Consider the following 14,128-nt stretch of genomic DNA (forward strand, 5'->3'; position numbering starts at 1 on the left):
GCGCCCGGCCGACTGGACTTTTGCCTAGACCGCCCGCCGAAATCGGTCCGCAGCCGTCGGATAAGTTCCGGCCAACACCGTTTCGAAATGACGCTCAACCAGCATGTTGCACTGGCAGGCCAGGCCCTTGAGGCTTTCCGCGTCGGTCACCTTGATCACGCCGCGACGCACCGTGATAAGATCCAGCGCCTTGAACCGTCCGACCACCCGGCTGACATAGCTGCGCCCAACGCCCATGATCGAGGCCAGTTGCTCCTGCTTCATCGTGATCTCGTTGCTTCCGGTTCGGGCCACCGCTGCGCAGAGCCATTTCGCTGCGCGCTGCTCGATCATGTGGTTGGCGTTGCACGCGACCGACTGGAAGACCTGGGCGAGCAGACAGTCCGCATAGCGTGCGAACAACCGGCTGATCGATGGCGATCTTTCCTTGGCGCGTTCGAGATCGCTGGTCGCGATCGACAGAAAAGGTCCACCGTGCAGCACACCTGTACGCGCGAACGCCGGCAGATGGCCGCTGCTCACTATGCCACCCACCGCGCCTTCCCGGCCGATCATGGCGGTTTCCACGGCATTGCCGTCCTCCAGCATCACCATGAAGGACGCGACCGAAGGTCCGCACGGAAAATAGCAGCGCTGAATGACGTCGCCGGGCTCGTAGAGAATATGCCCGGTCCGCAGGATGCACTCGCTGAGGCTCTCGCCAAGCAGTTGCCGGTCGGCAGACTGCAGATTCATCAATAGGTTGCTTCCTTCGATCAGCATAGATCCTCGTTACGCACGCGATTCCACTTCATGCCGGAACCCGCATTCCGGCGGGAAAGTTCCTTCTATGTGCACTTGTGGGCAGACAGACGTTTCGGTCATGCTATGCTATGCTTCGAGACAAAATGCCTTGGGCAAACGCCTCACACACTGCACAAGGTAGCTTTCACATGTTCCGTAAAGTCAATTCGTGAGGGCCCCATCTTTGGACGTTGGGGCGATGCACATTCAGGGGCTGCGTGAATATTTGCGGGACGGTTCCCGGAATGCTCATGCGGCGGTCGATGCCAGCTTCGGCTCCCTCGATCTGACCCGACGCGACGATTATCAGAGGTTCCTTGCGGCGCATTACATGGCCGCCTTGCCCCTCCAACCGCTGTTGGCCGGCTTTGCGGAGCGGCATTTGGACATGGCAGCTCCGGACTATCCGGCGCTTCTGGAAGAAGACCTCGCCGGACTTGGGGTGGAGCCGAAGCGGCTTCCGCGCCTCAGCGTCGATCTGATTGACGAGTCGGCGGCAAGCTATGTACTCGCGGGCTCCCGGCTCGGCATGTCGATGATCAGGCGGCAAGGCTATTGGGGCGCGGCCACAGGTCGGCCCTCCGCCTATATGGAGGATGATAGGGGTATAGTCGTCTGGCGGCGACTTCTGAGATGGTTCGCGGAGCAACGCATGAACCCGGAAGTCGCGGCCCAGACGCTCGAGGCAGCACGACGCTGCTTCGATCTTTTTGGAAGCGCCTTTGCCGTGAGCAAGGGCGTGAAGGGCTGATTTATGGCGACGGCAATATCCCAACAGGAACTGGATCTCGCCTATTGCAACCGCGAGCCGATCCAGTTCATCGGCCAGATTCAGAGCTTCGGCTGGCTGGTCGCCTTTTCGAGCGACTGGATCATCACCCACGCCTCGGCCAATTGCCGCATCCTGACCGGTGCGGAGGCACTCGACATGGTCGGGCGCCCGGCGAGCGAATATATCGATCCGCGCGCGCTCCACGACATTCGGGGACGGTTGCAAATCCTGGCCAGTGCCGAGACCGTCGACAGGCTGTTCGAAGTCGATCTCGTTGGAGACGGCCGGACCTTCGACGTCGCCGTCTATCGTTCAGATCGATCCTTCGTGCTCGAAATCGAGCCCAGCGAGTCCGGCCGGCTTCGTGATCTGGTCAGCTATGTGCGGCCGATGGTCGCCCGGATGCGCCAGTCGAAGACGGTCGAGGAACTCTGCCAGTCCGGCGCGCGCCATCTGCGCGCCCTGACCGGCTTCGATCGCGTCAAGGTCTATCGCTTCGACCAGAACAAGAGCGGCCAGGTCGTAGCCGAATGGCGCGCGCCCGGAGTGGACAGCTATCTGGGCCTACGCTTCCCGGCGACCGACATCCCGTCCCAGGCGCGGACGCTTTATACCAAGAACATGCTTCGGATCATCGTCGACGTGGACGATCAGACGGTCGCGGTTCTTCCGGAGATCAGCCCCGAAGGCAATCCGCTCGATCTCACGATGAGCGGCATTCGCGCCGTTTCACCGATCCACATCGAATATCTGAAGAATATGGGCGTCAAGGCGTCGATGTCGGTGTCGATCATGAAGCGGGGCGAATTGTGGGGGCTGTTCGCCTGCCATCACTACAAGCCGCTCCGCCTTCCCTATTCTGTCCGGACTGCTGCAGAGCTGTTCGGCGAGTTCTTCTCGTACATTCTCGAGCAGAGCGAAGGCGACGCCGTACATGCTCGTCAGGCGCGCGCGCGCCAGTTGCACGACGAGATCATGGCTCGCCTCGCGCGCGGCAATTCGCTGGGCGACACGCTCAACGACTTTGCGACGACGATTGCCGACGTGATCCCCTATGACGGCATGTCGGCCTGGGTCGACGGCGAATATCGCTCGGTGGGTATCGCGCCGACGCGTGAGGAGTTCGAGCCGCTGTCGCGTTTCCTCAACACGGCGGCATCCAGCACAATCTGGTCGACCGACAAGCTCTCGGCTGCCTTTCCGCCGGCGGCTGCTTATGTCGATCGCTGCTCGGGCCTGCTAGCCCTGCCTGTTTCCCGTGTACCGCGCGACTATATCGTGCTGTTCCGTCAGGAGCATGTCCACGAGGTCAACTGGGCAGGAAATCCCGAGAAGCCGGCCGAGATCGTCGATGGCGACAGCCGCATCCATCCGCGCAAGAGCTTCGAACTGTGGAAGCAGGAACGGCGCGGCCATTCGCGGCCCTGGGAAGAGGATGAGCTCGCGATCGCACAAAGCCTGCGCGTCACCCTGCTCGAGGTGGTTCTCCAAATGGCGGATGCCGCGCATCGCGATCGCGCTCAGGCCCAGAAGCGCCAGGAGTTCCTGATCGCTGAGCTCAACCACCGCGTTCGTAACATCCTCAATCTCGTGCGCGGATTGGTCTCTCAAAGCGCGTCGGGCAGCGACTCGATCGAGGACTTCGCCGAGATCGTGGGGAAACGCATCTACGCGCTCGCCCGGGCGCATGATCAGGTCACGCAGGCCAACTGGTCGCCGGCCTCGCTTTATGCGCTGATCCGCACCGAATGCCGCGCCTATGCCGATGGCAATGGCGAGCGGGTCTTTTTGCGTGGACCCGACGCGATGCTGACGCCGAGCGCGTTCACGTCGCTTGCTCTGGTCGTTCACGAGTTGATGACCAACAGCTCGAAATATGGGGCGCTGAGCAATCGGGATGGCCGCGTCGAGATCGCCATGTCGCGCGGAGCTGATGACAGCCTGACGATGAACTGGGTCGAACGCGGCGGTCCGCCCGTCGCACCTCCGACGCGGAGCGGCTTCGGGTCGACGATCATCGCCCATACGGTGCCCCATGAACTGGGTGGCACGGCCACGATAGACTTCCATCCCGAAGGCTTCGTTGCGCGCTTCTCGCTGCCGCGGAGCGCGATTGCCGAGTTCGCCCATCCGCAGGCCGCCACGCCCGGCGCGACTGTCACCAAGCTTCACCCGCGATCACAGGCCGACAGGAAGGCGCTGGGGATCGCGATGGTCGTCGAGGACAATGTGGTGATCGCGCTCGAAGCCGAGCAGATGCTGATGGATCTAGGCTTTTCGGCGGTTCACGTCTGCGGCTCGACGCGGCAGGCCCTGGCCATATTGGACGAGAGCGAGGTCGCTTTCGCCCTGCTCGACGTCCATCTGGGCGAGGGAGAAACGAGCGAGCCGATCGCGGCTCTGCTCGCCCGGCGCAATGTTCCCTATGCGGTCGTCAGCGGGCTCGGCGAACAGTCGACCATCGCGGACCGCTTTGCGGGAGCGCCACTCGTGACGAAGCCTTATCTTCGGTCCGACATCGAGCGGCTGCTGGCGGCGGTCGACCTGCGCTGAAACGGGCTGCTGTCAGGCAGCCCGTCGAAAGCCCCGCCCCATCGCGGAATCACTGGCCGACCGGTTCACCCGGTAGCGGGAAACCTGCTCAGCCAGTGTCGCGGTGAGCTCGCGCAGGCGGCGGACCGATGCGTCGCATTCCTCGGCCATGCCGGCGTTGCGCTGCGTGCCGTGAGACAATTGCTCGACTGATCCGGTCATGGCGTGCAGGTCGCTGGACTGCTTGTCGGTAGCGGCCACGATCTCGTTCATCAGCGCGGACACGCCGGCGGTCGATCCGGCGAGATGGTCGAGTAATGCCGCCGACCCGCCGACATGCTCCATGCCGACCGCCAACCGCCCCTGCGCGGTTTCGGTCAGGGCGCGAACGTCGCGCGCTGCTGTCGCAGTGCGCTCGGACAGGGCGCGGACCTCGTGCGCGACGACGGCAAATCCGTGACCGGCGTCCCCTGCCCGCGCCGCTTCGACGCCCGCATTGAGCGCCAGCAAATTGGTCTGGAAGGCGATCTGCTCGATCACCCCGACGATGGTCGCGATCTCGTCGGTCGACTGGACCACCTCGCCCATCGCCGCCCGCATCGATCCGGCCATTTCACGGCCACGCGCTGCGTCCTGCTCCATCCCCCCAATCTGCTGCGCCGAGATTCTGGCGCGTTCCACGATCGCCTCGACCGCACCGCCCACGCCCTCCAGCGCATGCGTGACCTGCTCGACCGACATCGCCTGACGCTCGGCAAGCGCGGCCACTTCGGACGAGGCCTCGGCAATCGCTCCGGTTTCGGTCTCCACATCGGTGGCGATCGCGACGACCGAGCCGAGCGTCTCGGCCAGGCTTGCCATGCTGCGGTTGAAGTCGTCCTCGATGCGCCGATACTCGCTCGGGAGCCCCTGGAGGCGCCGGGAGACGTCGCCCTCCGCAATTGCGGCAAGCGCCTGCTGCAGCTCGGCAGCCATGCGCTGCTGAGCATCGATCGTCGCCGCCTGTTCGGCCGCACGCGCCTCTTCCGCCTCGCGCCGGGCAGCTTCTGCTGCCACCACCTGGCGGGTCTGTTCTTCGCTCGCTTCGATGAGCGCCACAAGTCGAGACGAGAAGACCAGAAGAACGCCGGACTCGATCAACAGGATCGCGGCGTGCAGGATCACCCGGTCGAATCCGCTCGACCGATCGAACACGAAATGCGGGACGAGCACCGACAGGATCAGGTGATGCGCGGCAGTGACCAGCGTTGCCGCCAGGATCGGGCGCCAGTCGGTCAACATCATCAAGGCCGCGAGGCCGGCGAAGAACAGCATGTGCATGTCCATCTGCCAAGGCTGCCCGCGCATCACGAACAGCATCAGAGCCGGCTGAATCGGCATGGCAACGCCGAAGCTGGTGCGGGTCACGGCGTCGCTGCGACCCTGAAAAGCCATGGCGACCGGAAACAGCACTACAGCGGCAGCGCAGGCGAGCACGATCCAAAGATCGGCGGGCGACCAGATCGCCGCAGCGACGGCTACAAGGCCGGCGGCGACGGACAGGCCGATGGCCGATATCCGCACGCCGATGGCGCGGAGATGATCAAGCGATGTGGTGGACAAGGTCGTTGTTTCCCGGGCTATCTGCGTTGCTCGCAAAGATCCGGCAGGGCAGGCAGCAATATCGCCCCGTGGCGCAATGCCACGGGTAGCAGCCTGTCCCGTTCCCCCAGAACCATGATCGACCCCGCCAGCCGGCCAAGGCCGACGATGCGGACATCGTCACTACGTCCCAGCCAGATCAAGGGCGACGCACTGCCCAGCGGCACCACAAGCACCGGGCCGGACGCCGGCGGGGACAGTGCGAGCACCGCCACCCCGGCCACGACCGCGATGCTTTGCAGGACCAGAGCGACAACCGAAGTTTCGCTTCTTTTGATCGATTCGGACATCGGGTTCTCGGATTTTGCTGCCCCGGCTATGGGCGCAAAGCTTTATAATTAAGTTAATGCAGGCCCATCGCGCCCGAGAATCGGTCTTCGATATCCGGTGCCGCTACGGACAGCACCTATCGCGGAGCAAAAGCCCGCCGGGGTAATCCTCCCTAACGCTAAATTAACCATGTTGGCCGCACTGATCGCCCTGCATTCCCGCGAAGGCGATCGAGAGTCCCATGGCGAACGACAAGAAAACCGCCGACATCCCCAGCACCGGGCGCCGAGTCCGCGCCGGGAACCGCTGAGTCATGGCGGGCGCCACTCCGATGACGCGCAAGCTGTGGGCGATGACAGGCCGCAACGCGATCCTGCCCATGGCGACGCTCATGCTCGTCGGCCTGATGGTCATTCCGGTTCCGGCCTTCGTCCTCGACGTTGGCTTCATCGCCAATATCATGATCTCGCTCGCGGTGCTCATGGTGGCGCTCAACGCCGCCAAGCCGCTCGATTTCTCCGCTTTCCCGACGGTCCTTCTGTTCGCGACGCTGTTCCGCCTGTCGCTCAACGTCGCGTCGACCCGCGTCGTCCTCGTCGACGGTCATAACGGTCCCGCCGCCGCCGGCCATGTCATCGAGAGCTTCGGCAACTTCCTGATCGGCGGCGACTATGCCGTGGGCCTGTTCGTGTTCGGCATCCTGATGGTGATCAACCTGGTCGTCATCACCAAGGGCGCCGGCCGCGTGTCCGAAGTGTCGGCCCGCTTCACCCTCGACGCGATGCCCGGCAAGCAGATGGCGATCGACGCGGACCTCAACGCCGGCCTGCTGACCCCCGAAGAAGCCAAGCTGCGCCGCCAGGAAGTCGCCACCGAAGCCGACTTCTACGGCTCGATGGACGGTGCGTCGAAGTTCGTGAAGGGTGACGCGGTCGCGGGCGTGCTGATCCTCGTGATCAACATATTGGGCGGCCTGATCCTCGGCACGCTGAGCCATGGGCTTTCCCTGTCGGACGCCGCCTCGACCTATATCATCCTCGCGATCGGCGACGCGCTCGTCGCGCAGGTGCCGGCGCTGCTGCTCTCGATCGCCGCCGCTGCGATCGTCACCCGCGTGTCCTCGCCGCTCGACCTTTCGGGCCAGATCACCAGCCAGTTCGGTTCTGCCCGCGCCTGGGCGCCGGTCGCCGCGATCCTGACCATCCTGGGCGTCGTGCCCGGCATGCCGCATTTCATGCTGCTCGCCGCTGCCGGTCTCGCAGGCTTTGTCGCCTGGAAGCTCTCCAAGGCGAAGAAGGTCCAGGAAGCCCGCGAGACCGCCGTCGCCGAAGCGGCCAAGGCCCCCGCCCCGCTCGCTCCGAACAGCATCGACTGGAGCGAGATTTCGGACGGCTCCGCGCTCGGCCTCGAAATGGGCTATGGCCTCGTCGGCCTGGTCGACGAGCGCAAGGGGGCTCCGCTGATGAGCCGGATCACCGGCATCCGCCGGCAGCTTTCACGCGAACTCGGCTTCGTCGTGCCGCTCGTCCGCGTGCGCGACAATCTCAACCTGCCGCCCAACACCTACCGCATCACCGTTGCCGGCGTGATCGTCGGCGAGGACGAATGCTATCCCGACCAGCTGCTCGCGCTCGACAGCGGCGATCTCGACGGCCGCGTCGACGGTCGCGAATGCCGCGATCCCAGCTTCGGGCTCGAGGCGGTCTGGATCGCTCCCGACAAGCGCAGCGAGGCGATCGTCGCGGGCTATACCGTCGTCGACCCCGCCACCGTCATCGCCACCCATCTCAACCAGATGATCATGGCGACCTGTGCTGATCTGTTCGGCATGGATGAGGCCCAGCATCTGCTCGACACGCTGAAGGAGTCGGCGCCCCAGCTCGTAGCCGGTCTGACCCCGCAGCCGCTGAACCTCTCCCAGATAGCTGCCGCCTGCCGCGCGCTGCTGGCCGAAGGCGTGCCGCTGCGCGACTTCCGCCGTATCGCCGAGGCGATGGTGGACGCCGCCGGCCAGTCGAACGACGGCATCGCGCTGGTCGAGAACATCCGTTCGCGTATCGGTGCGCTGATCGTCCAGACGCTCGTCCCGGTGAAGATGCCGCTGCCGGTCATCACTCTCGATGCCGGCCTGGAGTCGCTGCTGGCGCAGGCCGTGCGGACTTCGCCGGGTGCGACGCACCCGTTCGAACCGGCACTCGCCAACCGGATTGTCGGCGCAGTGTCGGAGGCGGCGCAGCCGCTCGTCAACGGCGCCATCCGTTTCGCCATCGTCACCTCCCCCATCGCGCGCCGCGCGCTGGCCAGGCTTCTGAAGCCCCATCTGCCCGAGACCCCCGTCATGTCCTTCCTGGAAATCCCGGACGGCAAGGCGGTCGAGGTTGCCGCGGTGGTCGGCGGCGGACCCACTAACAACAGCAGTGCCGGAGCGCTCAGCGCCCGGCCCATGGAGACGGCCGAATGAGCTTCACCTGGCCCCGAGTGTCGGACCTCCCCGGCTCCGCCGCGCATGCGCGCAGCGCCCGGGTGATCAGCATCGCCTGCGGCCGCAGCGGTGTCGGCAAAACCACGATCGCGGCGAACCTCGCCTTGTCGCTGTCGAAGATGCACCGCCGCGCGATGCTGGTCGACTGCGATCCCGGCCCGACCGACGCGACCCGCACAATGGGTTTCAATCCGCGCGAATCGATCGACGATGTCATCGGCGGGCGCCTGACGATCGACGAGATCGTCGTCGACGGCCCTGAAGCGCTTTTCGTCGTTCCAGCCGGGCCGACCGATCGTGCCGGCCGCGTCGATCTCGCGGCGCGCCTCAAGCTCGCCGACGCTTTCCGCCCGCACCGCCGCTCGCTCGACTTCGTGATCGTCGACACCCCGGGCAGCGCCGATCCCGACACGCTCGACATGATCGCATCGGCGGATCTGCCGATCGTCGTTCTCGCGCCGGACTCGGATCGGTTCATGGATGCCTATGGCACGGTCAAGCTGCTCGCGACCGACCATGGCGTGCGCGACATCGCCATCGTCACCAACCGCATCACCGACGAGGCGATGGGCCGCGAACTGTTCCGCCGCTTCCGCGCTGTCGCCGGCCGTTTCCTAGATCGCACGACGCTGAGCTACCTCGGCGGCATTCCGACCGACGAACGCGTGCTGACCGCCGCCGCTCGCCGCCGCCTCGTCGTCGATCAATATCCACACGCCCGCGCATCGCAGGCGATGGTCCATCTGTCGCGCACGATCGACACGCTCGATATCCCCGCACTGGCCGGGGGCGACAGTTTCTTCGGGATGGAGGCCGTGCTTCGTGGGGGCTGAACCTGCCATCAACGAGATGCAAGTCTATGGGCGCGTTCCCAAGAAGGCGCGCCAGGAGGACCTTGTACGGTCCCACATGCAGCTCGTTCGCAAGATCGCCTGGCACGTCCATGGCCGGGTCTCCTCGGCGATTGACGTGGAGGATCTGATCCAGATCGGGATGATCGCCCTGGTCGAGGCCGCCAACGGCTATGAAGATCGAGGCCACGCCTTCTCGACCTATGCGTCGATGCGTGTTCGCGGGGCGATGATCGATCATCTTCGCCGTCATGCGTCGATGAGCCGCTCGGCGATGGTCAAACGGCGCGAGATGCTCAAGGCCAAGGCCGATTTCGAAAAAAGCCATGGCCGCAGCCCCAGCGAGTCCGAACTGGCCCAGGCGATGGGCTTGGACGGCGCGTCGCTGCGCGCGCTGATCGACGAGACCGCCGCGACCTATCATGAGACGATCGACGAGGTCTATTCGGACCAGTCGATGTGGTTCGCCGATGTCGAGGAGCGCGTCGACCAATCGATCGAGCGCGATGAACTCGCGGCCGCCCTGACCGAACATATATCGGCTCTGCCGGAGCGTGAGGCCCGCGTCCTGCAGCTCTATTTCGTCGAGGAAATGAACCTCGAGGAAATCGGGCAGACGCTGGGCATCGGTGCTGCCCGCGTGTGCCAGATCAAGAAGGCCGCGCTCGACAAGTTGCGTTCCTCGCTCCGCGAGTGGCGCTGACCCTCGGCGCCGGGCGAAGGGCTCTGACCGTCAGCCCTGGGCGTTGAGCCCGGCCGCCTCGATTCCCGCCAGCGCGGCGAGTTCGTCATTGTCGGACGTATCGCCGGTCACGCCGACCGCGCCGATCGCCAGCCCGGCCTCGTTGACCACGATCACGCCGCCTGCAGCCGGCACCATTCCCTGCGGCGCCATCGACGCCAGGCTGGCGACGAATGTCGGCCGTTCGACCGCCATCGTTCCGACGATCCGCGACGACACCCCGAGCGCCAGCGCGCCAGCCGCCTTGCCGATCGCGATCTGCGCCCGCATGTTCGACGCCCCGTCGGCGCGCGCGAAGCTGATCAGATGGCCGCCTGCATCGAGCACCGCGACACTGAGCGGTTTCAAGCCGAGTTCGCTCCCCTTCGCCATCGCGCCGGCAAGGATATTGCTGGCTTGTTCGAGAGAAATCCGGCTCATCGGGCAACTCCATCGGAGAACTGTTCGCGGGCCGAACTAGCCCCGGCAGGCGATGCCGTCCAGCCGGCAGCTCAATGCGCTTGCCGCGTCGCCACCGCCTCGATCCGATCGAGTTTCATGCCGACTTCCTGGAAGCGGCTGTTGGTCGCCATCTGGCTCTCGCGGACTGCCTGAACGAACTCGCGAACCGGATCGCGCTGGATCAGACCGGCCTGAAGCGCGTCCATCCGGTGCTGCAGTTCCTCGCTGGTCACGGGAGCGCTGGCCAGCTGCGCCTGCTGCGCCTTGAGCAGTTCGATCTGCTTGTCGCGGACGAGCTGCAGGTCGGCGATCAGCTTGTTGGCCTGCTCCAGCTGCTGTTGCCGCTCGCGCGCGTCGGCCACGACGAGGCTCGCAGATGACACCACCCGCTCGGCGATGATCAACCCGGTTGCCGATACGACGCTCGAAAGCAGGCCGAGGCCGATCGCCAGCTTGGTCCACAATCCCGCTCTGGCATCCTTGCGGGCCTTCGGAGCAGGCTCGGCTTCGCCGACGGCAGGCGCTGTCGCCGTCGCCGTTGGCGCGATCGGGGGCAGCTGGGTCACCAGCGCGTCGATATCGGGCAAGGCGTCGACGGCCATGGTAGGCGCGCGCTCCTCCTCCTCCGCGAAGGCGATGCCCGGAGCAACAACCAGTGCGGGTGGAACGAAGCTCGGCCCCGGAACTGGGGCGGCGTCGACAGGCGCCGCCACGGACGTCGCAAAAGACGCAGGCGCCGGTTCGGCGACGACGGCCGTAGCTGCGGCCGATGCCATGCTTTCCGCCACCAGCTGATCCAGATCGATATCGCCCAGGTCGACCGGCGCGGCAGTGCTCGCAGCCTCTTCCTGTCCCTGGCTTATGCTGGTTTCCAGATCCTCGAGCGCCTTGAGCGCCGCGTCGAAGCCGTTGTCGCTGGAAGAGGAAGTGGCGTCCATCGTTCGATGTCCCGTGGCGATAACCTAGGAAAGAAGAAGGCCCCCGGCGCGGGGAAAAATGCGCCGGGGGCCCGCTGAGACGGCCAGAGGTGTTTAGGCCGTCCCGAACTTAACGCAGGAGGCTGAGAACGCTCTGCCCGCTCTGGTTCGCCTGGGCGAGCATCGCGGTGGAGGCCTGCTGCAAGATCTGCGACTTGGCGAGCGCTGCCGATTCCGTCGAGAAGTCGGTGTCCTCGATCCGCGAGCGGGCCTCAGACATGTTGTTGACGTTCGCCGTCAGGACGTTGACCGCTGCATCGAGACGGCTCTGGATCGCACCGATGCCGGCGCGGACCGTGTTGACCTGGGTCAGCGCGGCGTCGGCCGTGGTGATCGCCGAAGACGCATTGGAGGCGGTGTCGACCTTGACCGTGCTGACATAGGCAGCGGCGACCTTGTCGAGACCGCCGATCGAGATCGCGGTGGTATCGCCCGAATTGACGCCGGTCTGGATCGAGAAGCTGGTCGCCGTCGAAGTGGCGGAGAACAGCGTGTTGCCGTTGAACTTGGTCTTGGTGACGACATCGGTGATCTGCGACTGAAGCGCCGCGACTTCGGTCTGCAGATTGTCACGGTCGCTCGACTGGTAGGTGCCGTTCGACGCCTGGACAGACAGTTCGCGAACGCGCTGCAGCATGTTGCTGACTTCGCCCAGCGCACCTTCGGCCGTCTGGGCCAGCGAGATGCCGTCATTCGCGTTGCGGATCGCAACGCTCATGCCGCGGATCGTCGACGTCATCGACGAAGCGATCGCCATGCCGGCGGCATCGTCGCGGGCGGTGTTGATACGCTTGCCGCTCGACAGACGGTCCATGGCGGTTGCCTGCTGCTGCTGCGCCAGGCGGCCCGCGTTCTGCGCCCGCAGAGACGAAGAGTTGGTGTTGATGACAGCCATTGAGTTAATCCTTCCGCTACTACTCGGCGTGCCGGTCTACTGCACCGTCCTCGCCACGATCGGAGTAACGACGCTTCGAAACCATGCTTAAGGAACAAAGATGGTTAAGCAGGATTAACCCTAATTTTTCTGATTAAGCGTGGATTATGCAGAGATTATAAAGGCCGCTATTCCGGCAGCCGAGATAAAACGACAATATATACGTCACTTTTATATCGGACACTCGCCGAACGCATGCCGGACGGACTTGTGGTTAGACGAAGATTAACCCGGCACATAGGCCCGAGAAGATGGCGGCTGGCCGGCTTGCGGCACGGCGCCGCTCATCCGACCGTCATCCGGACGAGCTGAACGCCAAAGCGCCCCCCGTTGCTTTCGCAACGGGGGGCGCCTCGGCCAGCAACTGAAAGGAAGCTGTTACTTGAGCAGGCTGAGCACGTTCTGCTGGCTCTGGTTGGCCTGGGCCAGCATCGCCGTCGAAGCCTGCGAGAGGATCTGCGATTTGGCGAGCGCCGCAGATTCCACCGAGAAGTCCGTGTCCTCGATCCGCGAGCGGGCTTCGGAGAGGTTGTTGACGTTCGCGGTCAGGACGTTGACGCTGGCCTCGAGGCGGTTCTGGCTTGCACCGAGGCTGGCCCGGACGGTGTTGATCTGTGCCAGTGCCGCGTCGGCTGCGGTGATCGTCGAGCCGGCGTTGGAGGCAGTATCGACCTTGACCGTGCTGACATAGGCAGCAGCGACCTTGTCGAGACCACCGACCGAGATCGAGGTGGTATCGCCCGAGTTGACGCCGGTCTGGATCGAGAAGCTGGTCGCCGTCGAGGTTGCCGAGAACAGCGTGTTGCCGTTGAACTTGGTCTTGGTGATGACGTCGGTGATCTGCGACTGGAGCGCGGCCACTTCGGTCTGGATGTTGTCGCGGTCACCCGACTGGTAGGTGCCGTTCGAGGCCTGCACGGCGAGTTCGCGGACACGCTGCAGCATGTTGTTCACTTCGCCGAGCGCACCTTCGGCGGTCTGCGCCAGCGAGATGCCGTCGTTCGCGTTGCGGATGGCGACGCTCATGCCGCGGATCGAAGAGGTCATCGAGGAAGCGATGGCGAGACCGGCTGCGTCGTCCTTGGCCGAGTTGATGCGCTTGCCGCTCGACAGCCGCTCCATCGCGGTAGCCTGCATCTGAGCGGCCATGCGACCGGCGTTCTGAGCACGAAGCGAAGAGATGTTGGTGTTGATGACGGTCATTGGATCAGTCCTTATCCTGGTCAAAGGGGCGATGATCCGGTGCTGGCCGTTCTCGCCTCGATCCCATTAACGGCCGTGCTTACCCCCGCTTTAACCAGGAAAGTTCACCACGCTCGATTTTTACCCTAAAATCACTCTATATACCTGTTTTTACACGATATATTTTTTGGCTTTCCCAACTTAAGCCCTGTCCCGGAGATCTGCCGGCGCCAGATGAGTGCGTGAGCGGCCCAGATCGTCCGGCAGCCCTGCGGCAATTTCTTGCCGCACTAGACCAAAGGCTTATGCCGGTTCAGGCTCGATATATTATCAATATATATCAGCCGTTTATACAGCCCCTTACGCGTGAGCACAGGGGCGTGGGCGCGGCCGCGCGCCGGCCCGTACGCGGGTGCGCGCAGTCTATTAAGACTTTCGTAGTTAATTCAGCGGTAATCATCGTCCTCAAGGAACTGGTGTGGCTGGCACGCTAGATCCGACGAAGGACGGCGACGATGAAC

The 14,128-nt window shown here is 64.4% G+C and carries 12 protein-coding genes; 5 read left to right on the forward strand and 7 right to left on the reverse strand.

What is annotated here, in order from left to right:
* Positions 1-24: 24 nt before the first annotated feature.
* Positions 25-735: a Crp/Fnr family transcriptional regulator gene (locus KAY22_RS07925; protein WP_296621982.1), complete on the reverse strand. Its 711-nt coding sequence runs from the start codon at positions 733-735 to the stop codon at positions 25-27.
* Positions 736-982: 247 nt separating this feature from the next.
* Between KAY22_RS07925 and KAY22_RS07930 the strand changes: the two genes are divergently transcribed.
* A complete protein-coding gene (locus KAY22_RS07930) occupies positions 983-1,534 on the forward strand; it encodes a biliverdin-producing heme oxygenase (RefSeq protein ID WP_296621984.1) in 552 nt (183 codons plus the stop codon).
* Positions 1,535-1,537: 3 nt separating this feature from the next.
* Entirely contained in the window at positions 1,538-4,108 is a 2,571-nt protein-coding gene (locus KAY22_RS07935) for an HWE histidine kinase domain-containing protein (protein ID WP_296621985.1), read from the forward strand.
* 12 nt (positions 4,109-4,120) lie between these two features.
* On the opposite strand, the gene KAY22_RS07940 is transcribed toward KAY22_RS07935, so the two are convergent.
* Both KAY22_RS07940 and KAY22_RS07945 read right to left on the reverse strand, forming a co-directional pair.
* The gene (locus KAY22_RS07940; protein ID WP_296621988.1) at positions 4,121-5,689 is read right to left on the reverse strand and encodes a methyl-accepting chemotaxis protein; all 1,569 of its coding nucleotides are present in this window, start codon (positions 5,687-5,689) and stop codon (positions 4,121-4,123) included.
* Between the two features lie 17 nt (positions 5,690-5,706).
* Positions 5,707-6,018 carry a hypothetical protein gene (locus KAY22_RS07945; RefSeq protein ID WP_296621989.1) on the reverse strand — a complete coding sequence of 104 codons (312 nt, stop codon included), beginning with the start codon at positions 6,016-6,018 and terminating at the stop codon, positions 5,707-5,709.
* Between the two features lie 293 nt (positions 6,019-6,311).
* On the opposite strand from KAY22_RS07945, the gene flhA reads away from it, so the two are divergent.
* Genes flhA through KAY22_RS07960 form a run of 3 tightly spaced genes read left to right on the forward strand, consistent with a single transcriptional unit; the run spans position 6,312 to position 10,034 of the window.
* On the forward strand, positions 6,312-8,459 hold the full coding sequence (flhA, locus tag KAY22_RS07950) for a flagellar biosynthesis protein FlhA (protein WP_296621991.1): 2,148 nt from the start codon (positions 6,312-6,314) through the stop codon (positions 8,457-8,459).
* On the forward strand, positions 8,456-9,313 hold the full coding sequence (locus KAY22_RS07955; protein WP_296621992.1) for an AAA family ATPase: 858 nt from the start codon (positions 8,456-8,458) through the stop codon (positions 9,311-9,313). Before flhA ends, KAY22_RS07955 begins: the two co-directional genes overlap by 4 nt.
* Before the next feature lie 16 nt (positions 9,314-9,329).
* Complete coding sequence (locus tag KAY22_RS07960; RefSeq protein WP_296622002.1) at positions 9,330-10,034, forward strand: FliA/WhiG family RNA polymerase sigma factor; 705 nt, start codon at positions 9,330-9,332, stop codon at positions 10,032-10,034.
* 30 nt (positions 10,035-10,064) lie between these two features.
* On the opposite strand, the gene KAY22_RS07965 is transcribed toward KAY22_RS07960, so the two are convergent.
* The 4 genes from KAY22_RS07965 to KAY22_RS07980 all read right to left on the reverse strand — a co-directional run bounded on the left by KAY22_RS07965 (position 10,065) and on the right by KAY22_RS07980 (position 13,628).
* The gene (locus tag KAY22_RS07965; protein ID WP_296621993.1) at positions 10,065-10,493 is read right to left on the reverse strand and encodes a heme-binding protein; all 429 of its coding nucleotides are present in this window, start codon (positions 10,491-10,493) and stop codon (positions 10,065-10,067) included.
* 71 nt (positions 10,494-10,564) lie between these two features.
* Positions 10,565-11,452: a hypothetical protein gene (locus KAY22_RS07970; protein ID WP_296621995.1), complete on the reverse strand. Its 888-nt coding sequence runs from the start codon at positions 11,450-11,452 to the stop codon at positions 10,565-10,567.
* A gap of 109 nt (positions 11,453-11,561) precedes the next feature.
* A complete protein-coding gene (locus tag KAY22_RS07975; RefSeq protein ID WP_296621997.1) occupies positions 11,562-12,386 on the reverse strand; it encodes a flagellin in 825 nt (274 codons plus the stop codon).
* Between the two features lie 417 nt (positions 12,387-12,803).
* Positions 12,804-13,628, reverse strand: coding sequence for a flagellin (locus KAY22_RS07980; RefSeq protein ID WP_296622000.1), 825 nt, complete (start codon positions 13,626-13,628; stop codon positions 12,804-12,806).
* Positions 13,629-14,128: the final 500 nt, after the last annotated feature.

This window comes from Rhizorhabdus sp., assembly GCF_018006725.1.
In the GTDB taxonomy this organism is placed as follows: Bacteria; Pseudomonadota; Alphaproteobacteria; order Sphingomonadales; family Sphingomonadaceae; genus Rhizorhabdus.

Coding starts and splice junctions, on each gene's coding strand:
- KAY22_RS07945 (WP_296621989.1), bottom strand. CDS start 6,018: ATGTCCGAATCGATCAAAAGAAGCGAAACTTCGGTTGTCGCTCTGGTC.
- KAY22_RS07935 (WP_296621985.1), top strand. CDS start 1,538: ATGGCGACGGCAATATCCCAACAGGAACTGGATCTCGCCTATTGCAAC.
- KAY22_RS07970 (WP_296621995.1), bottom strand. CDS start 11,452: ATGGACGCCACTTCCTCTTCCAGCGACAACGGCTTCGACGCGGCGCTC.
- flhA (WP_296621991.1), top strand. CDS start 6,312: ATGGCGGGCGCCACTCCGATGACGCGCAAGCTGTGGGCGATGACAGGC.
- KAY22_RS07930 (WP_296621984.1), top strand. CDS start 983: ATGCACATTCAGGGGCTGCGTGAATATTTGCGGGACGGTTCCCGGAAT.
- KAY22_RS07955 (WP_296621992.1), top strand. CDS start 8,456: ATGAGCTTCACCTGGCCCCGAGTGTCGGACCTCCCCGGCTCCGCCGCG.
- KAY22_RS07975 (WP_296621997.1), bottom strand. CDS start 12,386: ATGGCTGTCATCAACACCAACTCTTCGTCTCTGCGGGCGCAGAACGCG.
- KAY22_RS07960 (WP_296622002.1), top strand. CDS start 9,330: ATGCAAGTCTATGGGCGCGTTCCCAAGAAGGCGCGCCAGGAGGACCTT.
- KAY22_RS07925 (WP_296621982.1), bottom strand. CDS start 735: ATGAATCTGCAGTCTGCCGACCGGCAACTGCTTGGCGAGAGCCTCAGC.
- KAY22_RS07965 (WP_296621993.1), bottom strand. CDS start 10,493: ATGAGCCGGATTTCTCTCGAACAAGCCAGCAATATCCTTGCCGGCGCG.
- KAY22_RS07980 (WP_296622000.1), bottom strand. CDS start 13,628: ATGACCGTCATCAACACCAACATCTCTTCGCTTCGTGCTCAGAACGCC.